The sequence below is a fragment of the Lysobacter sp. A289 genome (assembly GCF_054072675.1).
Genome location: NZ_JBSVRN010000001.1, coordinates 253,570 through 279,386, shown reverse-complemented (window position 1 = coordinate 279,386; position 25,817 = coordinate 253,570). Strand labels below are relative to the sequence as shown.

The 25,817-nt window shown below is 65.5% G+C and carries 25 protein-coding genes; 20 read left to right on the top strand and 5 right to left on the bottom strand.

From position 1 onward, the window contains the following. Positions 1-8 precede the first annotated feature (8 nt). The 13 genes from sufC (at position 9) to ACW5DN_RS01355 (ending at position 14,632) form a co-directional block, all read left to right on the top strand. A complete protein-coding gene (sufC, locus tag ACW5DN_RS01415; protein ID WP_456960982.1) occupies positions 9-788 on the top strand; it encodes a Fe-S cluster assembly ATPase SufC in 780 nt (259 codons plus the stop codon). Continuing rightward, a complete protein-coding gene (gene sufD, locus ACW5DN_RS01410; protein WP_456960981.1) occupies positions 788-2,083 on the top strand; it encodes a Fe-S cluster assembly protein SufD in 1,296 nt (431 codons plus the stop codon). Before sufC ends, sufD begins: the two co-directional genes overlap by 1 nt. A 14-nt stretch (positions 2,084-2,097) precedes the next feature. After that, on the top strand, positions 2,098-3,390 hold the full coding sequence (locus tag ACW5DN_RS01405) for a cysteine desulfurase (RefSeq protein ID WP_456960980.1): 1,293 nt from the start codon (positions 2,098-2,100) through the stop codon (positions 3,388-3,390). 11 nt (positions 3,391-3,401) lie between these two features. Beyond that, positions 3,402-3,944 (top strand): GNAT family N-acetyltransferase, encoded by a 543-nt coding sequence (locus tag ACW5DN_RS01400; RefSeq protein WP_456960979.1) that lies wholly within the window; start codon positions 3,402-3,404, stop codon positions 3,942-3,944. Beyond that, complete coding sequence (locus ACW5DN_RS01395; RefSeq protein ID WP_456960978.1) at positions 3,941-4,261, top strand: non-heme iron oxygenase ferredoxin subunit; 321 nt, start codon at positions 3,941-3,943, stop codon at positions 4,259-4,261. The genes ACW5DN_RS01400 and ACW5DN_RS01395 overlap by 4 nt, the downstream gene beginning before the upstream one ends. A gap of 192 nt (positions 4,262-4,453) precedes the next feature. Further along, complete coding sequence (locus tag ACW5DN_RS01390; protein WP_456960977.1) at positions 4,454-6,781, top strand: catecholate siderophore receptor Fiu; 2,328 nt, start codon at positions 4,454-4,456, stop codon at positions 6,779-6,781. 12 nt (positions 6,782-6,793) lie between these two features. Further along, on the top strand, positions 6,794-7,486 hold the full coding sequence (locus ACW5DN_RS01385) for a Fe2+-dependent dioxygenase (RefSeq protein ID WP_456960976.1): 693 nt from the start codon (positions 6,794-6,796) through the stop codon (positions 7,484-7,486). A 127-nt stretch (positions 7,487-7,613) separates the two neighbouring features. Beyond that, a complete protein-coding gene (locus tag ACW5DN_RS01380; RefSeq protein WP_456960975.1) occupies positions 7,614-9,776 on the top strand; it encodes a TonB-dependent receptor domain-containing protein in 2,163 nt (720 codons plus the stop codon). 57 nt (positions 9,777-9,833) lie between these two features. Continuing rightward, positions 9,834-10,472 (top strand): PepSY-associated TM helix domain-containing protein, encoded by a 639-nt coding sequence (locus tag ACW5DN_RS01375; protein ID WP_456960974.1) that lies wholly within the window; start codon positions 9,834-9,836, stop codon positions 10,470-10,472. Positions 10,473-10,489: 17 nt separating this feature from the next. Then, positions 10,490-11,047: a DUF2271 domain-containing protein gene (locus ACW5DN_RS01370; RefSeq protein WP_456960973.1), complete on the top strand. Its 558-nt coding sequence runs from the start codon at positions 10,490-10,492 to the stop codon at positions 11,045-11,047. Positions 11,048-11,117: 70 nt separating this feature from the next. Continuing rightward, on the top strand, positions 11,118-11,918 hold the full coding sequence (locus ACW5DN_RS01365; protein WP_456960972.1) for a DUF4198 domain-containing protein: 801 nt from the start codon (positions 11,118-11,120) through the stop codon (positions 11,916-11,918). A gap of 87 nt (positions 11,919-12,005) precedes the next feature. Further along, a complete protein-coding gene (locus ACW5DN_RS01360) occupies positions 12,006-12,971 on the top strand; it encodes an FAD:protein FMN transferase (protein WP_456962924.1) in 966 nt (321 codons plus the stop codon). Then, positions 12,968-14,632 carry a sulfite reductase subunit alpha gene (locus ACW5DN_RS01355; protein ID WP_456960971.1) on the top strand — a complete coding sequence of 555 codons (1,665 nt, stop codon included), beginning with the start codon at positions 12,968-12,970 and terminating at the stop codon, positions 14,630-14,632. Before ACW5DN_RS01360 ends, ACW5DN_RS01355 begins: the two co-directional genes overlap by 4 nt. On the opposite strand, the gene ACW5DN_RS01350 is transcribed toward ACW5DN_RS01355, so the two are convergent. Continuing rightward, the gene (locus ACW5DN_RS01350) at positions 14,626-15,231 is read right to left on the bottom strand and encodes a HutD/Ves family protein (protein ID WP_456960970.1); all 606 of its coding nucleotides are present in this window, start codon (positions 15,229-15,231) and stop codon (positions 14,626-14,628) included. The genes ACW5DN_RS01355 and ACW5DN_RS01350 overlap by 7 nt on opposite strands. A 191-nt stretch (positions 15,232-15,422) precedes the next feature. Further along, entirely contained in the window at positions 15,423-15,704 is a 282-nt protein-coding gene (locus tag ACW5DN_RS01345) for a ComEA family DNA-binding protein (RefSeq protein ID WP_456960969.1), read from the bottom strand. Between the two features lie 206 nt (positions 15,705-15,910). Between ACW5DN_RS01345 and ACW5DN_RS01340 the strand changes: the two genes are divergently transcribed. Genes ACW5DN_RS01340 through murU form a run of 3 tightly spaced genes read left to right on the top strand, consistent with a single transcriptional unit; the run spans position 15,911 to position 19,246 of the window. Next, positions 15,911-17,416, top strand: coding sequence for a M20 family metallopeptidase (locus ACW5DN_RS01340; RefSeq protein ID WP_456960968.1), 1,506 nt, complete (start codon positions 15,911-15,913; stop codon positions 17,414-17,416). A 37-nt stretch (positions 17,417-17,453) separates the two neighbouring features. Then, positions 17,454-18,518: an aminoglycoside phosphotransferase family protein gene (locus ACW5DN_RS01335; RefSeq protein WP_456960967.1), complete on the top strand. Its 1,065-nt coding sequence runs from the start codon at positions 17,454-17,456 to the stop codon at positions 18,516-18,518. Beyond that, the gene (gene murU, locus ACW5DN_RS01330) at positions 18,515-19,246 is read left to right on the top strand and encodes an N-acetylmuramate alpha-1-phosphate uridylyltransferase MurU (RefSeq protein ID WP_456960966.1); all 732 of its coding nucleotides are present in this window, start codon (positions 18,515-18,517) and stop codon (positions 19,244-19,246) included. Before ACW5DN_RS01335 ends, murU begins: the two co-directional genes overlap by 4 nt. Here the strand turns inward: murU and hda are convergent. Genes hda through ACW5DN_RS01315 form a run of 3 tightly spaced genes read right to left on the bottom strand, consistent with a single transcriptional unit; the run spans position 19,209 to position 22,284 of the window. Next, positions 19,209-19,913: a DnaA regulatory inactivator Hda gene (gene hda / locus ACW5DN_RS01325; RefSeq protein ID WP_456960965.1), complete on the bottom strand. Its 705-nt coding sequence runs from the start codon at positions 19,911-19,913 to the stop codon at positions 19,209-19,211. The genes murU and hda overlap by 38 nt on opposite strands. After that, positions 19,910-21,067: an AI-2E family transporter gene (locus ACW5DN_RS01320; protein WP_456960964.1), complete on the bottom strand. Its 1,158-nt coding sequence runs from the start codon at positions 21,065-21,067 to the stop codon at positions 19,910-19,912. Before ACW5DN_RS01320 ends, hda begins: the two co-directional genes overlap by 4 nt. Beyond that, on the bottom strand, positions 21,067-22,284 hold the full coding sequence (locus ACW5DN_RS01315; protein ID WP_456960963.1) for a DUF2066 domain-containing protein: 1,218 nt from the start codon (positions 22,282-22,284) through the stop codon (positions 21,067-21,069). The genes ACW5DN_RS01320 and ACW5DN_RS01315 overlap by 1 nt, the downstream gene beginning before the upstream one ends. Before the next feature lie 159 nt (positions 22,285-22,443). Between ACW5DN_RS01315 and purM the strand changes: the two genes are divergently transcribed. The 4 genes from purM to ACW5DN_RS01295 are packed head-to-tail and all read left to right on the top strand — an operon-like array spanning position 22,444 to position 25,750. Further along, on the top strand, positions 22,444-23,469 hold the full coding sequence (gene purM / locus ACW5DN_RS01310; protein WP_456962923.1) for a phosphoribosylformylglycinamidine cyclo-ligase: 1,026 nt from the start codon (positions 22,444-22,446) through the stop codon (positions 23,467-23,469). A 23-nt stretch (positions 23,470-23,492) separates the two neighbouring features. Next, complete coding sequence (gene purN, locus ACW5DN_RS01305; protein ID WP_456960962.1) at positions 23,493-24,206, top strand: phosphoribosylglycinamide formyltransferase; 714 nt, start codon at positions 23,493-23,495, stop codon at positions 24,204-24,206. 56 nt (positions 24,207-24,262) lie between these two features. Further along, positions 24,263-25,042 (top strand): DUF3108 domain-containing protein, encoded by a 780-nt coding sequence (locus ACW5DN_RS01300; RefSeq protein ID WP_456960961.1) that lies wholly within the window; start codon positions 24,263-24,265, stop codon positions 25,040-25,042. 24 nt (positions 25,043-25,066) lie between these two features. Then, complete coding sequence (locus ACW5DN_RS01295; protein WP_456962922.1) at positions 25,067-25,750, top strand: DUF3108 domain-containing protein; 684 nt, start codon at positions 25,067-25,069, stop codon at positions 25,748-25,750. Positions 25,751-25,817 lie beyond the last annotated feature (67 nt).

Sequence of the window (25,817 nt, the reverse complement as noted above, 5' to 3'; positions counted from 1 at the left end):
ACACAATCATGTTGAAGATCGAAAACCTCCATGTCCGCATCGGTGACAAGGAAATCCTCAAGGGCCTCAGCCTGGAACTGCAGCCCGGCCAGGTCCACGCCATCATGGGCCCCAACGGCTCGGGCAAGTCGACCCTGGGCAACGTCATCGCCGGTCGCGAAGGCTATGAGATCACCGAAGGCTCGGTGACGTTCAAGGGCCGCGACCTATTGGCGCTGGAGCCGGAGGAGCGCGCCGCCGCCGGGGTGTTCCTCGCGTTCCAGTACCCGGTCGAGATCCCGGGGGTGAACAACACCTATTTCCTGCGCACGGCACTCAACGCGCAGCGCAAGGCGCGCGGCGAGGACGAGGTCGACTCGATGCAGTTCCTGAAGCTGGTGCGCGAGAAGCTCGCAGTGCTGCACCTGAAGGACGAACTGCTGCACCGCGGCGTCAACGAGGGCTTCTCGGGTGGCGAGAAAAAACGCAACGAGGTCTTCCAGCTCGCCTTGCTGGAGCCGACGCTGGCAATCCTGGACGAGACCGACTCGGGCCTGGACATCGACGCGCTCAAGACCGTCGCCGCCGGCGTCAATGCGCTGCGCTCGCCCGACCGGATGTTCATGGTGATCACCCACTACCAGCGTCTTCTGGACTACATCAAGCCGGATGCGGTGCATGTGCTGGCCGATGGCCGGATCGTGGAGAGCGGCGGGCCGGAACTGGCACTGGAACTGGAAGCGCACGGTTACGAATGGATCAAGGACCGGATTGAACCAAGCACGGCCGCGCCGGAGGCGGTTGCCTGATGAGCGCCCTGCTCGACTCGCTTGCCTCATCTTTCGACACCCTGCCCGCCCGCGATGCCGGTGGCCTCGGTGACCATCGCCGTGCCGCGCTCGACGCGGCCCTGCGCGATGGCCTGCCGCACTCGCGCGTCGAGAGCTGGAAGTACACCCCGTTGCGGGCGTTGGAGCGTCGTGCGTTCGCACCCTCCGCGGGCACCACCTCGTTTGATCGCGAACTGCTGGCCACCATCCCCGCGCCGCGAATCGTATTCGTCAACGGTCGCTTTGATGCGGCCGGATCCGACCTGGCCGAACTGCCGGTCGGGGTGAGCGTGCAGCCACTGTCGCAGGTCCTGGACAACGGCGACGCCCGCCAGACCAGCTTCCTGGCGCGCAAGTTCGAACGTGGCGACGAGGTGTTCGCCAAGGTCAACGCGGCGCTCGCCACCGAAGGCATGGTCCTGCGTGCCGAAGCCAATACCCGCGCGACCGCACCGGTGCACCTGGTATTCATCGGCGCTGCGGCCGAAGGCGATCAAGCCTGGCATCTGCGCCATTTGATCGAGCTGTCCGATGGCGCCGAGTTGGGCGTGGTGGAACACCAGTTGGCGGGCGCCGAGCACCGCCACTTCGCCAACACCTTGATGCATGTCCATGTCGGCGTCGGCGCCCGGTTGTCCCATGCCCGGGTGCAGGCCGAAGCCCCCGGCGCGACGCTGATCAGCCGCACCGATGCGGTGCTCGCCGAGCGCGCCGAATACCGACGACTGGACCTGGAGTTGGGTGCGGGCCTGTCGCGCCACGAGCTCAACGTGCTCCTGCAAGGCAACGCGTCCAGGCTGCATGCCAACGGCGTGTTGCTCGGTGCCGGTCGCCGGCACGTGGACACACGTTTGTCGATCGACCATGCCGGCCGCGACACCAGCTGCGAACTGACCTGGCGCGGCATCGGCGCCGACCGGGCCCGGGTGGTGTTCCACGGCGGCATCGAGATCCGCGAGGGTGCCGATGGCACCAATGCGATGCTGTCCAACAAGAACCTGCTGCTCAGCGAAGGCGCGGAAATCGACACCCAGCCGGTACTGGTGATCAACGCCGACGAAGTACAGGCCGCGCATGGCGCAACGGTTGGCCAACTGGACCCGACGGCGATGTTCTACATGCGCTCGCGTGGGCTGCCGGTCGAACAGGCGCGTGCGCTGCTGACCGCCGCATTCTGTCGTGAAACCCTGACGGTGTTCGAAGACACTGGCACGCGCGAGGCGGCTTCGGTGCGGCTGGATCAGGCGCTGGCGGAAACGGTGGCAATGGCATGAACGCGGAGATCGGCATGCCCAAGGCAGGAGGACTCATCGACCGGCGTGTCCATGAGCCCGCATCGGGTGACTACACCGGCGAGGTTGTCACGCCGATCGACTGGGCCCGTGTGCGTGCCGACTTTCCGTTGCTGTCCCGTCAGGTCCATGGCAAGCCACTGGTTTACCTGGACTCGGCCAACACAGGCCAGAAGCCTGCCGTAGTGATCGAGGCGGTGGATGACTTCTATCGTCGCCACAACGCCAACGTCAGCCGCGCCGTCCACGCGCTGGGCTCCGAGGCAACCGACGCCTACGAGGGCGCCCGCGACAAGCTGGCAAGATTCCTCAACGTGCGCGCGAACGAACTGGTGTTGTGCAGCGGCACCACGTTCGCGATCAACCTGGTCGCCTGGAGCTGGGCATTGCCGCGCTTGCGACCTGGCGATGCCATCGTCCTGTCCCGGATGGAGCACCACGCCAACATCGTGCCGTGGCAACTGGTCGCCGAGCGCACCGGAGCGACCTTGAAGGTCGCCGAGCTGGACGAGCATGGCGATCTCGACCTTGCCCAGTTGTATGGCCTGCTCACTGCCGAGGTGAAGCTGCTCGCATTGACCCACGTCTCCAACGTGCTGGGCACGGTCAATCCGGTGCGCGAGATCTGCAGGCAGGCGCGCAAGCGCGGCATCGTCACCGTCGTCGATGGCTCCCAGGCCGCGCCGCATCGTGCGCTCGACATCGCGTCCATCGGCTGCGACTTCTACGCCATCACCGGCCACAAGATGGCCGGACCGACCGGCACCGGCGTGCTGTGGGCACGCCGCGAGCATCTCGAGTCGATGCCCCCGTTCCTGGGTGGCGGCGAGATGATCAAGGAGGTGCGTTTTGAAGGCACCGTGTACAACGACGCGCCGCACAAGTTCGAGGCCGGCACGCCGAACATCTCCGGCTTCATTGGCCTGGGCGCTGCGGTGGACTACCTTTCCGCCATCGGCATGGGCAACATCGAGGCACGGGAGCAGGAGTTGCTGGCGTATGCGACCGACAAGCTGTCGCAAGTGGAGGGCCTGCGCATCTTCGGCCATGCGCGCGAGAAGGCGGCCGTGATCAGCTTCCTGATCGAAGGCGCACACGCCCACGACCTGGCGACCCTGCTCGACCTGGAAGGCGTGGCGGTGCGCTCGGGCCATCACTGCGCACACCCGCTGATGCAGCACTTCGGCGTGCCGGCGACGTGCCGCGCGTCATTCGCGTTCTACAACACGTTTGAGGAGATCGATGTGTTCGTGGCCGCGCTCGTGAAGGTTCGCAAGCTGCTCCTGTAGCCAGGCCGCCCATGCCCGAAGCCATCTTCCGCAACGCCACCACTGCTGATGTCGACTCGTTGGTGGCCTTTGTCACCGCCGCCTACCGCGGCGACAGCAGCCGCCAGGGCTGGACCACCGAGGCCGACGTGCTCGACGGCAACCGGGTCGATGCACAGGTGCTGGTCGACGATATCCAGCGCGACCGCAGCCGGATCCTGCTGTTCGAGCGCGGTGGCGAGTTACTGTCCTGCGCGCATGTCTGCGAAGACACCGGCGCCGGCTACTTCGGCATGTTCGCGGTCAAGCCGAACCTGCAAAGCGGCGGTATCGGCAAACGGGTCATGGACGAGGCCGAACGTGTGGTGCGCGACGACTGGCAGCTGCCCATGATGCGGATGACCGTGATCGACGTGCGCGTCGAGTTGATCGCATTCTATGAGCGCCGCGGATATCGCCGTACCGGGGTGTTCAAGCCATTTCCCTACGGCGACGAGCGCTTCGGTCTCCCGCGGCGGGATGACTTGCGGTTCGAGGTGCTGGAAAAACCCCTTCGCGGGACGACGGCGCCATGACCGGCTGGACCCGCGTGTGTACCACCGCCGAGCTGTTACCGGGGGAGTCCACGGTCGCCTGGGATGGCGACACGCCAATCATGGTGGTCAATTTCGATGGCACCTACTACGCCTTCGAGGATCGTTGTTCGCACGAAGACTTCGAACTGTCGGCCGGCCGCTTCGACGGCAAGGAGGCGACCGTGGAATGCGTCCTGCACGGCGCCAAGTTCGATGTCCGCGACGGCCGCGCACTGTGTCCGCCCGCCTACGAGCCGGTGGTGAATTTCCCGGTCAAGGTCGACGACGGCGTCGTCTGGACCCGCGACGACCGCTGAGCAAGTGCGGCAACACCAACCCTGATCCAGCTAGCGAATGCATGCCGCGCGTGCGTTTTCATGGGCGCAACATCAGGCAGTGATTGCGAATCATTCTCAATTGCGTTTAAATGGCGCCCTCGAAACCGTCATTGACTTGCGTAGTCATGCGCCGCCCTCCGAGCGCAACGCGACCCCATACAAGGCATGGAAATGAGCCACATCAAAAGCCGCAAGCATTCGTCCCCGTTCGCGGCATCATCGCAATCGCTGACCGCAGCCTCACTCATCACCGGCCTGGCGCTGGCGGCACCGATGACCGCCTCGGCACAGAACCTTGGCGGCCCCGCCGCCGACGTGGTCCAGACCACCGAGCTGGACGAGATCAACGTCCACGGCAAGCGCGGCAAGGTCTACTCATCGGGCAATCTGTCGTCGCCGAAATTCAGCCAGCCATTGGTCGACACCACCCAGACGATCAATATCATCGGCAAGGACCTGTTCAACGAGCAGGGCGCGACGACGCTGACCGAGGCCTTGCGCAACAGCCCCGGCGTCGGCACGTTCTACGCCGGCGAGAACGGCAACACCACCACCGGCGACGCGGTCTACCTGCGCGGTTTTGATACCTCCGGCAGTATTTTCGTGGACGGCGTGCGCGACCTTGGGTCGATCTCCCGCGACGTGTTCAACATCGAGCAGATCGAAGTCGCCAAGGGCCCGGCGGGCACCGACAACGGCCGCACCGCCCCCACCGGCGCCATCAACCTGGTGACCAAGCAACCGTTCGGACGCAACAAGTCATCAGTAACCGCGTCCTACGGCAGCGCCGATCAGAAGCGGGTCACCGCGGACTGGAACCAGACCTTCAGCGATGCCAATGCATTCCGCCTCAATGTCATGGCACAGGACAGCGGCGTCCCCGGCCGCGATACCATCGAGAACAAGCGTTGGGCGATCGCGCCGTCGCTGGCCTTCGGGCTGCATTCGGCGACCCGGGTGTACGTGAACCTGCTCCACGTACAACAGAACAACCTGCCCGACGGCGGCGTGCCGACCATTGGCCTGCCCGGCTACAGCTCGCCCGATCCCACCCGTCCGGAGCTGGCGACCGCGCCGCCGGTGGATCCGCGCAATTTCTACGGCACCTTGTCGGACTACGACGATGTCACCGCCGACATGGCCACCTTGCGGATCGTGCACGATCTGTCCGATGACACCCGGCTGACCAACACCACCCGTTGGGGGCGGACCCGGCAGGACTACATGCTGACGGCGTTCATGGGCTCGACCGCCAACCTGGTCACCCCGGATATCACCGACCCGGGCAGTTGGACCATCGCCCGCTCGCTGCCGACCTTCAAGGACCAGAGCAGCCGGATCATCACCAACCAGACCAGCCTGGCCACGCGTTTCACCTCCGGCAGCGTGCAGCATGAACTCAGCACCGGCCTGGAACTGATCCGCGAGAACCTGGCCACCCGCGGCGTCGACGAGCTTGCCGGCACGGCATGGCCGGCGGCCAACATCTATGCTCCCGATCCCGACGTCGGTGGGCTGGCGTGGGAGCACAACGGCGCTCGCGGCGATGGCCAGACCGACACCGTCGCGCTGTATGCGTTCGACACCATCACCTTCAACCCGCAGTGGGAGCTCAACGGCGGGATCCGGCTGGATCACTACAAGACGGCCTTCAGCAGCCTGGTCCCGTGCGGCGGGCGCCGCGGGCCGGACTGCGGGGCCCTTGCCGACGGATCGATCGTGCCCGGCGTGGATGCCGAGACCTCCGACACCCTGGTCAACTGGAAGCTGGGTGCGTTGTACAAGCCGGCGTCCCATGCCAGCGTCTATGCCAACTACGCCATCGCCCAGCAACCCCCGGGCGGCGGCAACCTGGAATTGAGCTCATCGGCCAGCAGCGCCGACAATCCGGCCCTGGACCCGCAGAAAGCAAAGACCGCCGAGATCGGTACCAAGTGGAACCTGCTCGACAAGCGACTGTTGCTGACGGCCGCGTTGTACGACACCCGCATCAGCAACGAAGTCGTGCGCGACCCGGTCGACCAGCAGTACTACCAGAGCGGTCGCAAGCGCGTGCGTGGACTGGAGTTGAGCGCGGTTGGCAAGATCAGCGACGCCTGGTCGGTCTCAACCGGCTTTACCACCATGGATGCCGAGGTGCTGGAAGGCCCAACCGTCTCCACCGACGGGTCGCATGACCTCGCCTACACACCCAGGCGCGCGTTCACCGCCTGGTCGACCTACCAGTTGCCCATCGGCCTGACCATCGGCGGCGGCGTGCGTTACTCCGGCGAGCTCAAGCGCGGCAACGATGGCGCCGTCGGCACCCCCTCCTATACCGAGGACTACTGGGTGGTCGACGCGGTCACCAGCTACGCGGTCAACGACCATCTCGACCTGCGGCTGAACCTCTACAACCTGCTGGACGAAAGTTACGTGGCGGCCATCAACAAAAGCGGCTACCGCTACACGCCCGGTATGCCGCGCTCGGTCATGTTGACCGCCAACTTCCACTTCTGAGCGAGCCACGCCATGTTGTTGCACGTCCCGGGAATCCTTGATCGCGACCAGCTTGCCCGGTTCCGCCAGGCACTCGATGGCGCGCAGTGGACTGACGGCAAGGAAACCGTCGGTCCGCAGGGGGCGCAGGTAAAGCGCAATCTCCAGCTCCCCGATGCCTCGCCGCTGCGCCAGCAACTGGGCCAGGTGGTCTCGGCGGCGCTGGCGGCCAGTCCGCTGTATTTCGCCGCCGTGTTGCCGCTGCGTACCCTGCCGCCGCGCTTCAATCGTTATGAAGGTGGTGGGCAATACGGCTTCCACGTCGACGGAGCGGTGATGACCCCGGCCGCTCCGCCAGGACAGCTCGCCGCCACCCTGCGCACCGACGTGTCCTGCTCGCTGTTCCTGTGCGAGCCAGACGAATACGACGGTGGCGAGCTGGTGATCCACGACACTTATGGCGAGCACGAGGTCAAACTGCCGGCCGGCGATTTGATCATCTATCCCTCCAGCAGCTTGCACAAGGTGCAGCCGGTGACCCGCGGCGCGCGCCTGGCGGCGTTCTTCTGGGCCCAAAGCCTGGTGCGCGACGACGGCCAGCGCCGGCTGCTGTTCGAACTGGACACGTCCATCCAGGCCCTGACCCGCTCCGGCGCCGACGCCGATGCGTTGCTGCAGCTGACCGGCGTCTACCACAACCTGCTGCGCCGCTGGGCGGAGACCTGAGCCACGACTCAACACAGCATCGCACCGCGCCAAACCCCATTCGCCGTTGCCAGCAGGCTCCCGTCTGCTGCCTTTTGCGCGCCTGCCCGACCGGCAGCCCGTGTTTTCCATGACTCCCGTGACCCTTATGACCCTTGTGACCCCAACCCACTCCCGTGTTCTGCCCCGGGCGACCCTCGCCGTCGCACTGCTGGCTGCCCTGGCCCAGCCCGCGTTGGCCGAAGGTGCAAGTGCCGCCGCCGGCCCGACCGACCTGGATGCGGTGGTAGTCACTGCCTCGGGGTTTGAGCAGATGGTGCGCGAGGCTCCCGCCAGCATCACCGTAATCACTCATGAAGATCTGGAACAAAGGCCCATCCACAGCCTTGCCGATGCGTTGGTGCACGTGGAAGGCGTGGACGTCGGCGTGGGCGTGGACAAGACCGGCGCTCCGCAGATCAGCATGCGGGGCATGCCTGCCGAGTACACCCTGGTGCTGATCAACGGCCGCCGCCAGAACACCTCCGGCAACGTCGGCCCGAACAATTTCGGCAATACCGCCAACAACTTCATACCGCCGATGTCGGCGATCGAGCGCATCGAGATCATTCGTGGCCCCATGTCGACCCTGTATGGCTCCGACGCGATGGGCGGCGTGGTCAACATCATCACCCGCAAGGTCGGTACCCAGTGGGCCGGTTCGGTGGGGATACAGACCACCCGGCAGGAGCACGCGCAGTTCGGCGATTCGCATGGCACCAACTTCTATCTCGACGGCCCGCTGGCAGACGACCTGCTGGGCCTGTCATTGCAGGGCGGGTATTTCAAGCGCGACCAGGCCCGAACCACCTATCGCGATGTCAATGGCAACCAGATCGAACCGTGGATGGGAGCCAACCCGGTCAGCTACGACAACCACAATGTCGGCGCGCGCCTGGTGCTGACACCATCCGACAACCACGACCTGTGGCTGGAGCTGTCCGGCAACCGCCAGAAGTACGACAACAGCGAAGGCCAGATGGGCACCCTGGGCGGTCGTGGCTACGCGGAGGCCCTGCGCTTCAACCGCGACCAGGCGACGCTGGCGTGGGATGCGCGGCTCGCCTTTGGCACCCTGGAAACCAGCCTGCAGCAAAGCACGACCGAGACCATCGGGCGGCTGCTTCCCGCCGGCACTGCGGATGCAGACGGTCCGCGCGAACTGGAAAACACCAACCGCGTCTTCGATACGAAACTGATCACCGACATCGGCCCGAACAAACTCATCATCGGCGGTCAGTACCTGGATGCCGAGCTGGTCGATGGCATCGCCTCGGCGCCGTTCGGGTTCCATCAATGGGCCTTGTTTGCTGAAAACGAGTGGCGGATCAACGACACGCTCAACCTGACCCTCGGCGCACGCCGCGATGACCACAGCACCTTCGGCAGCCATCTCAGTCCACGTGCCTACCTGGTCTGGAACGCGAGCTCCAACTGGGTAATCAAGGGCGGCTACAGCGAAGGATTCCGCTCGCCGAACGTCGAGGATCTCACCGCTGGCATCAAGGGTTTTGGCGGCCAGGGCACGATTCCACTGATCGGTACGCCGAGCCTGCAGCCGGAAACCAGCGCGACCACCGAGCTGGGCGCGTACTACGCCACCGCCAACGGTTTCAGCGCCAGCTTGACCGTGTTCAACAACGACTTCGACGACAAGATCGCGCGTGGAACGCCGGTCACCAACTGCGCCTATGGCTTGAGCCAGGCCGAGTACGACAGCGCCGACTTCCCTGTCGCAAGCTGCGTCGACGTGGGCTATTTCCCACGCTCGGCGACGCTCGGCCAAACGGTCAACATCGACAGTGCGGTAACCCGTGGCGCCGAGTTCGCCATGCAACTGCCCCTGGCGGAGCGCTTGAAGCTGCTGCTCAACTACACCCATATCGACAGCGAGCAGAAGACCGGGCCAGCCAAGGGCGAGCCGCTGACCAACACACCCAGGCACCTGCTCAACGCCAGCCTCAACTGGCAGGCGGGCGATGCATTGGATATGTACCTGCGCGCCGAGTACCGCAGCTCGCGCTATCGCGGCGCCGACAGCGCGGTTCAGGAACAACTTGGCGATTACAAGCCGTACTCGCAGTTCCACCTCGGCGGGCGCTACCAGCTCACCGACGCCGTCAGCCTCAATGCCGCTGTCTACAACCTGTTCGACAAGGATTTCGTTGATTACCTGCCGTATGACGACAACGGCAGCGTCGCCTATGCCAACAGCCGCAGCACCAGCGAAGCCGGACGTCGCCTGTGGTTGTCGCTCAATGTGGACTTCTGAGGAATCGGCGTGGCCGTCCAATTGCGAGTGATTCTCATTGATAGTAAGCTGGTCTGAATGTCTGCTGCCTCCCCCAAAACTCCTGGAAACACCGCCACCCGTGGCTGGTGGCTGAAGACATTGCATCGTTGGCACTGGATGAGTGCCGCATTCAGTTTGTTTGCGTTGCTGGCATTTTCGGTCACCGGGTTCACCCTGAACCACGCCGCCCAGATCGAATCCACGCCGACGGTCACCAATCTTGTCGACACCCTGCCGCCGAGCGTCCTGCGTAGCCTGGCGGGAGATTTCGATGACGCCGCGCCGCTGCCACCCAGCGTGAGTCAGTGGTTGGCGGGCGAGATGGACGTACGCGTTGCCGGTCGGCCGGTGGAGTGGTCCGACAGTGAGGTCTACATCTCGCTGCCGCGCCCCGGCGGCGATGCCTGGCTGGCGATTGATCGCGCCAGTGGCGACCTGGAGTACGAACGCACCGAACGCGGGGTGATCGCCTGGCTCAACGACCTCCACAAGGGCCGCAATACCGGTACGGCGTGGCGCTGGTTCATCGACCTCTTCGCCGTTGCCTGCCTGCTGTTCGCACTGACCGGTTTATGGCTGTTGCAGATGCACTCGCGCCAGCGCGGCAAGACCTGGCCGATGGTCGCTCTGGGCGTGGTCGTGCCGACGCTGTTGATCCTCCTATTCATGCACTGACAAGACAGGTATTCCGAATGCGCCCGCCCTCACCTTCCGTGACCCGATTGTTTGCGTCCAGATGCTTCCGGCCGCTGGTACTGGCCATCGTGCTGGTGCTTCCGGCCGCGTTGCCTGCCGCCGAACTCAACCTGACCGTGGAGATTCCACGGATGAACGTGGCCGAGTACCACCGGCCCTACGTCGCGGTGTGGATCGAGCGACCGGATCACACCGTGGCCGCCAATCTTTCCGTCTGGTACGACCATGACATGAAGGGCGACGAAGGCAGCAAGTGGCTCAAGGACATGCGCCAGTGGTGGCGCCGCAGCGGCCGCTCGCTGTCGATGCCGGTCGACGGCGTCAGCGGTGCCACCCGTCCGGCAGGCCAGCAGCAACTTCGCTTCGACGACTCCCGGGCGCCACTGAAAGGGCTTGCCCCGGGAAAGTACGAGCTGATCGTCGAGGCCGCGCGCGAGGTCGGCGGGCGCGAGGTTGTCAGCATTCCTTTCCAGTGGCCGGTGCAGGCACCGCAGCAGATGCAGGCCGAAGGCGACAGCGAGCTGGGCCAGGTCCGGCTGTCGCTGGAGCCCTGAGCCGCGCTCCGGGACAGTCACCGACTGCACAACGATCAAACCACCTCAATCTCAATCAACAAGGACTCCCATGATGAACCTGCGCACCATCGCCATCGCCGTCTCGCTAAGCCTTTGCTTCGCCCCCAGCGCATTCGCCCACAAGGCCTGGTTGCGCCCCTCCGCCACCGTGTTCTCGGACGTGGGCAGCTGGGTGACCGTGGACGCGGCGGTCTCCAACGACCTGTTTTATTTCAACCACGTGCCGCTGCGCCTGGACGGGCTGCAGATCACCGCGCCCGATGGCAGCCAGTTGCAGCCAGCGAACCCGGCGACCGGCAAGTACCGCAGTGTTTTCGACCTGGAACTCACCCAGCCTGGCACCTACAAGCTGGCCGTGGTCAACGACGGCCTGATGGGGCGCTACCAACTCAATGGCGAGGCCAAGCGCTGGCGCGGCGGTCCGGAGGCAATACCGGACGGTGCCACCGACGTGCAGGTTTCCCAGCGTCTTGGACGCGTGGAGACCTTCGCCACGGTCGGCTCGCCGACCACCACCGTGCTCCAGCCCACCGGCAACGGACTGGAACTGGTACCGGTCACCCATCCCAACGATCTCTACGCCGGTGAAACTGCGACCTTCCAACTGCTGATCGATGGCAAGCCGGCGTCGGGGCTGGAGATCGAGGTCGTCCCCGGCGGCACCCGCTATCGTGACCAGCAGAACCAGATCAACCTGGTCAGCGACGCGGACGGCAAGTTCGAGGTGACCTGGCCGGAAGCCGGCATGTACTGGCTGGAGACCACCAGCACCGACCAGCACACCTCGGTGCCGGAAGCCAGTGAGCGCCGCCTCAGCTACGTGGCGACCCTCGAAGTGTTGCCGCTGTAACCGATGCACGTCGCTCCCACGCGCATCGGTGCCCTGGCAGCCAGCCTGATGCTGGGGTGGCTGCTGTGGCCGTTGGCGGCGATCGCCATGCCACTGCAGACACTCGCCGGGCAGACGATGGGCACGACCTGGACGGTGACGCTGCAGGCTGGCCCAAGCGAGTTGCCGGCACTTCGGCGTGGTATCCAGGCCGAGCTGGATCGGGTGGTCGCGCAGATGAGCACCTGGGAAGCCGACTCCGACCTCAGTCGTTTCAACAACGCGGTCGCTGGCGCCAGCGTCATGCTGCCGTCGCAACTGCACGAAGTGGTCGACGCGGCGCTGGAGCTGGCCGCGGAAACCCGCGGCGCGTTCGATCCGACGGTCGGGCCGCTGGTCAACCTCTGGGGTTTTGGCCCCGGCAACAGCGGACAGGGGAACGATCGTCAGCGCCCGCCCGCGCCGGAGGCACTGGCCGCAGCGCGCAGGCGGGTCGGATGGAGCCACCTCTCGGTCAACGCCGATGGCACCACCACCCAGCCCGGCGGTGTCTATGTCGACCTGTCCGGCATTGCCAAAGGCTATGGCGTCGACCAGGTCGCACGGTTCCTGCTCGGGCAACAGGTGGAGGCGTTCCTGGTCGAGGTCGGCGGTGAGCTCCGTGGCCATGGACGCAAGGCCGACGGCAGCGATTGGCGGATCGCGGTGGAGCGTCCGGCCCCCGACGATACGGTCGATAACGACATCCAGCGGGTAGTTGCGCTGGACGGGCTTGCGATGGCGACATCGGGCGACTACCGCCACTACTTCGACGAAGCGGGTCAACGCTACTCGCACACCATCGATCCACGCACCGGGTTCCCGGTGACACACGGCCTAGCGTCGGTCACCGTACTGCACGAGAGCTGCATGCAGGCCGATGCCCTGGCCACCGCGTTGACCGTGATGGGCCCGCAGCGGGGCTGGGACTATGCCCAGCGCCGCGGTTTGGCAGTACTGCTGACCTGGCACGAAGGTGACGGTTTTTCCAGCCGGATGACGCCTGCCTTCGCGAGCCACGTGCAATCGCAATGAGCACAATCGTCACCATGCACCCCAATGCGGCTGCCGTTCCGGGTCGACGCGGCAACCTGCTATTGGCGCTGATGCTGGTCGTGCTGGCCATCGCGCTGGCGGGTTGGCAGGTCGAGCCATGGCAATGGATCGATCCGGGCCGGCCAAGGCTGTTGATGGCAGCTGCGGTGGTGCTGGCCTATCTGGGATTCATCGCATTGCTGGGCGAGACGCCTCGGCGTGCGACGGCGGATATCGCCACCCAGCCAATGCTCGACCCCGACAGCGCCAGCCAAGGCTGGCTGGTGGCCTACGCCAGCCAGTTCGGCCAAGCCGAAGATCTGGCGCGACGGACCGCGGAGTCATTGCAGCAGGCTGGCCAACAGGCGGCTGTCGTCGCGCTGGAAACACTGGACGACGGCCAGTTGCAGAACGCCCGACGCGCCCTGTTTGTCGCCAGCACCACCGGAGAAGGCGATGCCCCCGATCCCGCGGCCGCTTTCGTGGAGCGGATCATGGCCCGGACCGACCTGGGTCTGGAGCACCTCAGCTACGGCGTGCTTGCGCTGGGTGACAGCGACTACGGTCAATTCTGTGCTTTCGGCCACCGGCTGGACGCCTGGCTGCGGGATGCCGGCGCGCAGCCGCTGTTCGACCTGATCGAGGTCGATGACTGCGATCCCGGCGCGCTTCGTCATTGGCAATACCACCTGGGCCAGTTGGGGGGTGACAGCGACCAACCCGACTGGAGCCGTCCCAGCTACCGCGCCTGGTCACTGCAAGAGCGCCAACTGCTCAACCCCGGCAGTCCGGGCGGTCCCGTGTTTGACCTGACATTGCTGCCGCACGAGCCTGACGAGCTGACCTGGCAAGCCGGCGACATCGCCGAAGTCGGCCCACGTCACGGCGCCGCCACGATCCAGGCCTGGCTCGACCGCGTCGCGCTCGCCGGCGACACCATGGTGAAGGACGGCGCCGGCCCGGTCGCGCTGGCCGAACTGGTGGCTCGTAGCCGGCTGTTGGCACCCGAATCGGTCCACGGCAATGCCGCCCAGGCGATTGCGGACCAACTGCAACCACTGCCCCACCGTGCCTACTCGATTGCCTCCATCCCAGCGGAAGGCAAGTTGCGGTTGCTGGTACGACAGGTCTGGCACCCGGATAACACGCCAGGCATTGGTAGCGGTTGGCTGACCGCGCACGCTGACCCGGGCACGCGGATCGACCTGCGGATCCGCCGCAAGGAGTCGTTCCATCGTCCCGCCGACGATCGCCCGTTGGTGCTGATCGGCAACGGCACCGGCCTGGCCGGGTTGCGGGCGTTGCTGTGCGAGCGCGTTCAGGCAGGCCACCATCGCAACTGGGTCCTGTTTGGCGAACGCACGCACCAGCACGATTTCCATTACCGCGATGAGTTCGAGCACTGGCATCGCGAAGGCCGGATCGAGCGCCTTGACCTGGCGTTCTCGCGCGATCAGGAGCAGCGCCACTACGTGCAACACCTGGTACAGGCCCGGGCCGAGGAACTGCGCTCGTGGTGTGAACAGGGCGCAGCAATCTACGTTTGTGGCAGCCTCCAAGGCATGGCACCGGCCGTGGATGAGGTGCTTACCCAGATCGTCGGCCGCCCTGCGCTGGAAGCGATGACGGCCGATGGACGCTACCGCCGCGACGTTTATTGAGGGGGCGAGCGCGGGCTGATCCGCATCACCAGAACCTCGCCGGCACCCTCAAGAACGTAGCGCACACGCGCCTCGGAGGCGGCAAGGATGGCGGTATCGGCGGTCTGCATCGGCGCCAGCCCCGAATCGGCCGCGAAGCGCGCGTCGCCCGCGAGCACATGGACAATCCAGGTCGTGTCCGGCTCACCGAAGATAACCATCGGGCCCACCAGGGGCCGGTGCCACGACTCGGCTTCGACACGGTCGCGGCGCCACATCAGGTTGAAGTCCTGGGTGGGCCCATCCAGCAGCTCCCCGGTGACACCACATTCGCCGGAGAAGCGATGGCGCTCGTACGGGCGCTGCAGGGTCACTGCGTCGCCATCGTCGAAGCGCAGCCGCACGCCATTGCCGGACAGCAGCACCAGCTCACGATCAACGCCGGGAAACGGCGAGAAGGCGGCATCACGTTCGATCTCGGCAATCGACAGCCGCCAGTCCCAGTCATCTGCCGGCCCGTGCCGAAGGATCTCGCGGGTCCAGCCGAGCTGGTTGCGCCAGCGTTCGCGCCGGTACTGGCTTGCCGGGATAACACCTGACCCAATAGCACGCGAATCCATGACTGCAGCTCGTGAAACGGGCGTCCAGTCTATCTACGCACCACGGCCGCGCCAACGACGCCACACCAACGACGGCGGCTGGCAAGCTGCCGCCCGCCGCAGATCCTTCTGCGGCGGGCGGCGTACATCCCTGTCCAGGGTTTCCCCCTGACTCCACGGGCAATCCGTGCCCACGTCGACTCGACGGCGACCTACTTCTTGGAACTGCCCACGGTGATGCGGTCGCGGTTTTTCTCGATCGTCTTCAGACCGATGCCCTTGACCATCGCCAGTTGCTCGGCGCTTTGGAACGCACCATTGGTTTCACGGTAATCGACGATGGCCTGGGCCTTGGACGGACCGACGTTGAGCAGCACGCGATCAATGGTGGCCGCGTCGGCGGTGTTGACGTTGACGGTTTCTGCGGCAAGGGCCGTGCCCGCCAACAGCAGCGAGAGGACCAACGACTTGGCAATGAGTGCGAGGCTTTTCATGACGAGACTCCTGTTGCGAAAATTGGGGTTTCCGTTCCTGCCGGCAGCTGTGTTGCCGGTGGATACAGTCTCCGTCTCGTCCAACAACACCGCTATCGCCAAAGCCGCCATCACAATCAGGGTGCAAGCCCCACCACCGGGTAGGAAAAGTCCTATTCGTGGCACCGGCGGTACAATGACGGTTCACTAGAAATCCGGGTGCCCCCATGGCCGCCAGCAAGATCGACACCGCCGTAGCCGAACGTTTCATCGCCGGCAAATGGGACGACGAGATCGTCCCCCAGCTGATCGAATACATCCGCATCCCCAACAAGTCACCGATGTTCGACGAGAAATGGGTCGAACACGGTTACATGGACCAGGCGGTGGCGTTGATGGAAACGTGGGCCAGGGCACAGGCGATCCCCGGCATGCAGTTGGAGGTCGTCCGGCTGGAAGGTCGCACGCCACTGATCTTCATCGAGATCCCGGCGGCCAATGGCGGCAGCGATGAGGACTGCGTCCTGTTGTACGGCCATCTGGACAAGCAGCCGGAGATGACCGGCTGGGATGACGATCTCGGCCCCTGGAAGCCGGTGATCAAGGGCGACAAGCTCTATGGCCGTGGCGGCGCCGACGATGGTTACGCGATCTACGGCTCGCTGACCGCGGTGATGGCGCTGCATGAACAAGGCGTGCCGCATGCGCGCTGCGTGATCGTGATCGAGGCGTGCGAGGAATCGGGCAGTTACGACCTGCCGGCCTACGTCGACCACCTCGCCGAGCGCATCGGCAAGCCCTCGCTGGTGGTCTGCCTGGATTCGGGCTGCGGCAACTATGAGCAGTTGTGGTGCACCACGTCGCTGCGCGGGCTGGCGGGCGGCAATTTCACCGTCAAGGTGCTTGACGAGGGTGTGCATTCCGGCGACGCGTCGGGCGTGGTGCCATCGAGCTTCCGGTTGCTGCGGCAGTTGCTGTCGCGACTCGAGGACGAGAGCACCGGCCGGATCGTGGTCGAGGGGCTGCACGTGGAGGTTCCCGCCGAGCGACTGGAGCAGGCCCACAAGTGTGCGCAGGTGCTGGGGTCGGCGGTCTACGACAAATTTCCGCTGCTCGACGGGATGACGCCGATGAGTGACGAGCTGGACGAACTGGTGCTCAACCGCACCTGGCGGCCGGCGTTGTCGGTGACCGGTATCGATGGCATGCCGTCACTGGATTCCGCCGGCAACGTGTTGCGTCCCCACACCGCGGTCAAGCTGTCGCTGCGCCTGCCGCCGACCCTGGATGGAAAGCAGGCTGGCGAGCTGCTCAAGCAGGTGCTGCTGGACAACCCGCCCAATGGCGCGCAGGTCTCGCTTGAGCTGGAGAAGTCATCGACCGGCTGGAACGCACCGGCGCAATCACCGTGGCTGACCCAGGCCATCGAGGATGCCAGCCAGGCGTTCTTCGGCAAGCCCTCGATGTACATGGGTGAAGGCGGCTCGATCCCGTTCATGGGCATGTTGGGCGAGAAATTCCCCGGCGCCCAGTTCATGATCACCGGCGTGCTGGGTCCCCACTCCAACGCACACGGCCCCAACGAGTTTCTGCACATTCCGATGGGCAAACGCGTCACCGCCAGCGTCGCCCAGGTGATCGCCGCCCACCACCTGGCCGGCGAGCGCGGCGAGACCACCGGCGTGGCCGCCGCGGCCACCACCCTGGAACGCGGTGAGCACGGTTGTTGCTGAGTCGTCCGGCAACCCACCGTCGGCCGCCGGAGCGCGCATGACCGTACCTGTTATTGCCGAGTGCTCTGAGCGCGCGGCCGTGCGCCTGGCCTGGGCGCGCGCTGCCAGCGGCCACCCGGGCCTGGTGCTGGATCGCGCGTCCATGGATGCCGGTTTCCGCAGCTACTGGCGCGCGACCAACACGGTCGGCAGTGGCGATTCCGGCACCTGGATCGTGATGGACTCCCCGCCCGACAGGGAGGACGTGCGGCCGTGGCTGCACGTGCGCGAGCTGCTGGAACGCGGTGGCGTGCGCGTGCCGCACGTGCTCGCGCAGGACATCGATGCCGGCTTCCTGATGCTGGAGGACCTGGGCATCAACACCTACCTGCAGGTGATCGGAGCCGACAACGCGGACCAACTGTTTGATGCGGCCATCGCACAGCTATTGCGGTTGCAGGCACTGCCCTGCCCTGCCGACCTGCCGGCTTTCGATGAACCGATGCTGGCGCGCGAACTGCATCTGTTCGACCAGTGGTATCTCGGCCAACACCTGGGCATCGTCCTGGATGATGGGGAACTGGCGACGCTCGAACACGTCTATCGCCAGCTGACCGATGCAGCGCTCGCCCAGCCGCAGGTGTTCGTGCATCGCGACTTCATGCCCCGCAACCTGATGCCGGTGCCCGACGATGGGGCGCGGCAGGGCACGGGACCGGCAGTGCTGGATTTCCAGGACGCCGTGCGCGGCCCGATCGCCTACGACGTCATCAGCCTGTTCAAGGATGCCTTCCTGAGCTGGCCGGAAGCGCAAGTGGATGCGTGGATCGGCCGCTACCATGCGCGCGCGCTGCAAGCCGGGCTGCCGGTTCCGGCACTGGAGCGATTCCGCCGCGATGCCGACCTGATCGGCGTGCAGCGGCACCTGAAGATCATCGGCATCTTCGCCCGGCTGTGGCATCGCGACGGCAAGCCCAAGTACCTCGCTGACGTGCCGCGGTTCGTGAACTATCTGGAGGTAGTACTGCCGCGCTACCCCGAGCTTGCGCCGTTGGCGGCGATCCTGCAGCGGCACGTGATCCCCGCGCTGGTATCACATCCGTTCAAGATCCCCGTCGCGTGAAAGCGCTCATCCTCGCCGCCGGTCTGGGCGAGCGCATGCGCCCGCTGACCGCCCACACTCCCAAACCGCTGCTTGCGGCAGCGGGCAAGCCGTTGATCGTCTGGCACCTGGAGAAGCTTGCCGCGCTGGGCGTGCGCGAGGTGGTGATCAACACCAGCTGGCTGGCCGCCCAGTTTCCGCAGGTATTGGGCAACGGCGATCGTTGGAACCTGCGCCTGCATTACTGTTTTGAAGGTCCGGTGCCGCTGGAAACCGGCGGCGGCATGTGGAACGCGCTGGATCTGCTGGGTCATGAAGCACCCTTCATCGCCATCAACGGTGATATCTGGACCGATCATGACCTTGCCGACTTGCCGCGCGAACCCACCGGCCACGCGCACTTGGTGCTGGTCGACAACCCCGCGCACAACCCGGACGGCGATTTCGCCCTGGATGAGCGGGAGCTGCTGCACAGCGACGGCGAGAACCGGTTGACCTTCTCTGGTATCGGCATCTACCAGCCGGCGCTGTTTGATGGCTGGCAGGCGGTGATCGGTGACGCCCCCGGCGCGCGCGAGCAACCACCACGATTCAAGCTCGCACCCGTGCTGCGTGCCGCCATGGCACGCGGCATGGTCACCGGCGTCCACCACCGGGGCCGCTGGACCGACGTCGGGACTCCGCCACGATTGGCCGAACTGGATGCCGAGCTCAGAGCCCCAGCGTTTCGCGCAGGAACGGGACGGTGATACGCCGCTGAGCGGCCAGCGACGCCCGATCCAGGCGATCCAGCAACACAGCCAGCCCGGCCAGGTCGCGGTCGACACGCTTGAGCAACCAATCCAGCGCGGCGTCCTCCAGCAACCAGCCGCGACGTCGTGCGCGTTGTCGCAGCACTTCACGGCGGCCTTCTTCACTCAACGGTTGCAGCCCGATCCGGCTGCATTGCGACAGCCGTGAGCGCAGGTCTGGCAGCGCCAGCCCCAGGGCATCGGGATTGGCGCGCGCGGCGTAGATGATCCGGGTACCGGCCGCGCGGGCACGGTTGTGGGCATCGAACAACGCCACCTCGTCACCGCGCTGGCCGACGATCGCTTCCAGCCCGTCCAGTGCCAGCACATCGTTGCCTTCCAGTGCGTCCAGCGCATCGGCCAATCGCCCAACGGCGGCGACCAACGGCAAATAGGCAGCGCGCCCACCCGCCGCCTCGGTGGCGGCGCAGCTCGCCAACAACAGGTGGGTCTTGCCAACGCCGGCCGGCCCGGCCAGGTACAACCAATCGCCAGTTTTACCCTCGGCCAGCGCACGCAATTGCGCCAGTGCCCCGGGCGGCGCGCCAACAAAGGTATCGAGCCGCTGGTCAGCCGGATAACGCAGCGCAAGCGGCAACTGCGGCACGGGGCGCGCGGGCTTCACTCGTCCTCCGGCTCCAGCGGATACGGCCGCACGGGCGGGTAGCCCTCGCGGGTCACGATGGTCGGTGAATCGCCGGCGTACAGCCGGCTATGGGTGTAGCGCTCCTCGGCATAACGCAGCAGCACATTGGCTACCGCGGCGCATGGCAACGCAATCAGCATGCCCAGGAAGCCGAACAACTGGCCGCCGGCGAGCACCGCGAATATCACCACCACCGGGTGCAGTCCAATGCGGTCACCCACCAACTTCGGTGTCAGCCAATAGCTCTCGATCAACTGGCCGATGCCAAATACCGCCAACACCCCGGCGACATGCTGCCAGTCCCCATACTGGACGAGCGCCGCGACACAGCCCAGCACCAGCACGGTAGCCGGCCCGACATAGGGCACGAACGTGAGTATGCCGCCGATGATGCCGATCAGGATGCCCAGGTCCAGCCCAACCCCCCACAGGCCGACCGCGTACATCACGCCGAGGATCAACATCACCAGGAATTGGCCGCGCAGGAACCCGCCCAGCACGTCGCTGGACTGCGTCGCCAACCTGGTCACTGTCTCCAGCTGGTCGCGCGGAATCAGCGCGGCAACCCGCGCCACCAGCCGGTCCCAGTCGCGTAGCGCGAAGAACGTCACCACCGGCAACAGCACGATATTGGTCGCCATTCCTATCAGTGCGAATCCGGAACGCGACATGTAGCCCAGCACGGTGCTGGCAACGCCGCCGGCACTTTCCCAGTTACTGCGGATCAGTTCGATCACGTGGTTCAGGTCGAACCAACCGGTAAGCTCCATCCCGGTCCTGGCTTCCAGCCAGGGCATGGCCGTGGCGACAACCCAGTGCTGGTAGCGCGGAATCGACAGCACCAGCGTCCGGATCTGATCCTGGATCATCGGCACCAGCAACAACAGCACCAGCGCTACCAGCAGGATCATCGCGCTGAACACCAGCACCACCGCAACGTTGCGCGACCTGCCGGCGCGCTCCAGGCGGTCGACCAGCGGATCGCCCAGCCAGCCCAGCAACGCGCCCAGCACGAACGGCGTCAGAACCGGCGCCAGCAGCCACAACAGCCAGCACAGAAACAAGCCCAGCGCCGCCCATTGCAGCCGGCGCAGGAAGCGGGCGATGTCTTGCAGCGCGTTGGTATCGTCCATCACAGCAACCGGTATACCGCGGTGCGGCGTGGGGTCTGGACCGGATCTTCGATCGGCGCACCATCGATGGCGTCGGTATCACTGCCAATCGGGATCGAACGGTCCGCTGGCAAGTCGGCGCCAGCCAGCACTCCATCACCATCGACCATCAGCTCGAATCCTGCCAGCCCCGATACCAGTTCCAGGTTGAACTCCATCTGCTGCGCGCTGGCGCGTAGCGGAGCCATCGCACTGACCACCGGAAGCTGCTGCAGGTAACCCGCCAGGCGCAGGTAATCATCGGCGCTGTCCAGGCCGGTGAATGCCACCTGGTAGGTTCCGGCAGGGCCGGTCTGGCTGCGTTTGGCATACCGTTTCATCAGTGCATCGGCGGCACCGTCGGCTCCAGTGGCCATGAGCTGGCGCGCGTTCGCGTCGGACTCGGACCAGCGCGACAGCACCTTGCCCTTGTCGACGAAGATCCAATCCGCCTTCCAGGCGCCGCCATCGCGGTACAACTTGCCGATCAACTGCATCGGCGGGCTGTAGCGTGCCGACCCCCGCGCCACCACGCCGCTATCGCCGCGCCAGATCGCGCCAACCAGTGCCTGCTCGGCCGCGCTGCCGTTGGGCAAGCCGAGACGGTAACCACGTTGTTGGGCACGATCGAGCACCGAACGCGCCGCATCCGCCCTCGACAGGTCGACCAGCCTTGGCCCGCTCCCGTCGTCAATGGCCAGCCACAACACCGGTTTGGGTCGCGGTTGCGGCCACACCGGCAACCCGAGTGCGGCTGTCAGTGCGTCGACTTTCTCCTCGTCGAAGCGGACCACCAGGGTCGTCTTGAAGCTGGGCGCACCGCTGGATGACAAGCCTTCGTCCTGTCGGTAGTCATAGCCCAGCACATACTTGTCGGCCTGGCGCAGTTCCCGGTTGACGGCGGGCTCTGAGCCCACGTCGCGGTCGCCTGACAGCTTCCCCAGAACTTGGGCCAGGCCGCGGGAGAAGCCGATATCGCGCTCGGACTCGCCTTGGCCGTTGACCTCGACCTCGGCGGAATAGACCCCACGCGCCGCCGCCCGGTCGCCCTCGACGCGCTGCGCGGCCGCGCCAAAACTGCACAGCAACAATGCGGCGGTGCTGACCCACCACAGCAGCCAGCCGGTGGCCACGCGACCGCGTTTGCGGGGCTGTATCCGGCCGTATCCGTCGTTTGCCACACCCGTTGCGCACGCCATGGTCGTTCCCGTGTACTGGTTATCGTGCTGAAATGGTGCCGTACGGGGACCGGCACGTCCATCAAAGCCGGTTGCCGGCGGCCGCGGCTGCTAAAATCGCCGCTTTCCCGTGCCGTCGAGCCTGCCGTGACCGTTCCCACCGCGCCCCCCAACACTCCCATGACCTATCGCGATGCCGGCGTCGATATCGACGCGGGCAATGAACTGGTCGAACGCATCAAACCGCTGGTCAAGCGCAGCTTCCGGCCCGAGGTGATGGGCGGACTGGGCGGGTTTGGTGCCCTGTTCGATCTGTCCGGCAAATACAGGGAGCCGGTGCTGGTCTCAGGCACCGACGGCGTCGGCACCAAGCTCAAGCTCGCCCAGCAACTGGGGCGCCACGACACCATCGGTATCGACCTGGTCGGGATGTGCGTCAACGACGTATTGGTGCAAGGGGCCGAGCCGCTGTTCTTCCTGGACTACTTCGCCACCGGCAAGCTCGATATCGAGACCACCGTGGCCGTGGTCGGCGGCATCGCCAAGGGCTGCGAGTTGTCCGGCTGCGCACTGATCGGCGGCGAGACGGCCGAGATGCCGGATATGTATGCCCCAGGCGAGTACGACCTGGCCGGCTTTACGGTCGGCGCAGTCGAGAAGTCACAGTTGCGTGATGGCGCGCGGGTCGAGGCCGGGGACGTGTTGATCGGCATCGCCTCGTCGGGCCCGCATTCCAATGGCTACTCGCTGATCCGTCGGATCTTCGACCGTGCCGGCCGTCCGGACGACGTCGAGGTCGACGGGGTCAAGCTGGTCGACGCGCTGATGGAGCCGACCGCGCTGTACGTCAAACCGGTATTGGCGCTGCTGCACGGTGAACACGGCGATGCCGTGCATGCGATGGCACACATCACCGGCGGTGGCCTGTCGGAGAACATCATCCGGGTGATCCCGGAGGAACTGGGTGTCCAGATCGAGGCGTCGGCGATCGTGCTGCCGCCGGTATTCGACTGGCTGCAACGCGAAGGCAACGTAGCCGACGCGGAAATGTGGCGGACCTTCAACTGCGGCATCGGATTCGTGCTGGTGGTACCGCAAGGCTCGGTTGCCGCCGTCGAGTCGGAACTCGACCGGGTGTCACTGGCGCATCACCGGATCGGCGAGGTCGTAAAACCCGGCAACCGCCAACGCATGCAGATCAGCTGACGTTCCCATCCACGTCCCAGACCGTGACCCGCAAGCATGTCCCATCCACCGTGACGCCCGGCCCTTTCCGCATCGCCGTGCTGGTGTCCGGGCGCGGCAGCAACCTGCAGGCGATCATCGACGCCATCGCCGGGCAGCACCTTCACGCAGACCTGGCCGGGGTGTTTTCCGACCGACCCCTTGCGCCCGCATTGGAGCGCGCGCGAGCGGCCGGCATACCGACCGTCGCGCTCAGGCCGCGCGACTTCCCCGACCGGGCCGGCTACGACCAGGCATTGTTCGAACGCATCGACCAGGTTGGCGCCGACCTGGTCGTGTGTGCCGGTTACATGCGCCTGCTCAGTGCACCCGTGGTCCGTGCACGCCCCGGCCGGATCATCAATATCCACCCCTCATTGCTGCCCGCCTTCAAGGGCTTGCACACCCACCAGCAGGCACTGGACGCGGGCACCGATCAACATGGTGCCAGCGTGCACTTCGTTTCTGCCCAGCTCGATGGTGGCCCGGTGATCTCCCAGGCCCGGGTGCCCGTCCGGCCAGGTGACGATGTCGAGCAACTGACCCAGCGGGTCCTGGCCCGTGAGCACCCGTTGCTGCTGGCGACGCTGGAACTTCTCGCCAGTGCACGGGTCGCACTGACCGATGGCCGGGTGTGCCTGGACGGGTTGCCGCTGGACGCACCGCTGCAGCTGGATTCAGGTAACCAGTTGCACATTACCGACCACATTACCGGTTGACCCACTGCGTCAAACCATCGCGCCAACCCACTACGTCAACCCATTACGGCGAGCCCATGCCCCGACCACTACTCATTCCCCTGCTGATCTTGCTGGCTGCATTGTCATTCCAGGCCCCGGCCCAGGCACCTGTTGCGGAGCCGTCCGCCATCAAGGCGAGCGCCACCACGATCGAGTCCGAGCCTGTGCTGGAGTCGTTCGTCGCCAGCTACCTGGTCTACAAGGGCGGCAAGCAGCTGGGCGAGGCGACCATGCAACTGGTGCCACAACAAGGCTCGCGCTGGCGGGTCGACCTGGTGATGCGGGGCACCCGTGGACTGATCGGCATCGCCGGTATCAACGCCGAGCAGAGCACGGTGTTCGATCTGGCCGGCGAAACTTACCGCCCGCTGAGCCAGGCCACCGTCAACAAGAGCCTGTTCACGCGCAAGCAAACCGTGGGCATCTACGATTGGGCTTCTGGTACGGCCCGGTGGCAAGGCGACGTCAAGGACACCCGCCGCCGCCCGATAGACCTGCGTCCCGGCGACATGACCGGCCTGTTGATCAACTTGGCGGTAATCCGCGATGCCGCGCCGGGCAAGCAATTGGAGTATCGATTCGTCGACGACGGCCGTACGCGCGATCATCGTTACCTGGTCGCCGACGAGTACGAAAGCATCACCGTTGGCGACCTCCCGTACAAGGCGATGAAGGTCAGCCGGCTCGAGGATGGCGGCGACGAGACCATCATCTGGGTGGTCCGGAACGTACCGACCCCGATCCGCATGCTGCAACGGGAAAATGGCGAAGACACCTATGACCTGCGCCTGGTCGAATACAAAGGAGTTGACTAGATGCGGTATACCAACCTGCCCATGATTCCGACCTCAGCCAAGCTGCGCGGGCTCTTCGCCGCCGCCGCACTGCTGATTGCCAGCGCTCCGGCGATGGCGATCGAGCCGTTCACCGCCAATTACCAGGCCAGTTACATGGGCATGCAGGCCGACGGCAAGATGACCCTGGCACCGGCTGGCGACAACCGCTGGCGCTATAGCCTGGACATCAGCAATGCGCTCGCCAACCTGAGCCAGGTCACCGTGTTCGAAGAGCACGCCGGCCACTGGCGCCCGATCAGCAGCGAGGATTCATCCAAGGTGTTGGTGAAGAAGTCCGACAAGAGCGCAACCTACGACTGGAGCAAGGGTGTCGCCAACTGGAGCGGCGACGTCAAACCCGACCGGGCGGGCCCGATCAAGCTCAAGGCCGGCGACATGGATGCGTTGTTGATCAACCTTGCGTTGGTGCGCGACCAGGCGGCAGGCGAGCCGCTGAAGTACCGGCTGGTGGATGACGGCCGGGTCAAGCAACTCAGCTACAAGGTTGCGGGCAAGGACACCATCACGGTTGGCGGAAAGGAGCGTCAGGCAACCAAGGTGGTCAATACCGATGGCGACAAGCAGACCGTTGTCTGGCTGGTGGAAGGCATGCCGATCCCGGCCCGGATACTGCAGCGCAAGGATGGCAAGGACACGATCGACTTGCGGGTGAAGTCGGTGCAGTGACCTTCGGGTCTTCAATCGGTCGGCGCATTGTTAATGCGCCCTACGGGCACGGATCCGGGAAAACGTA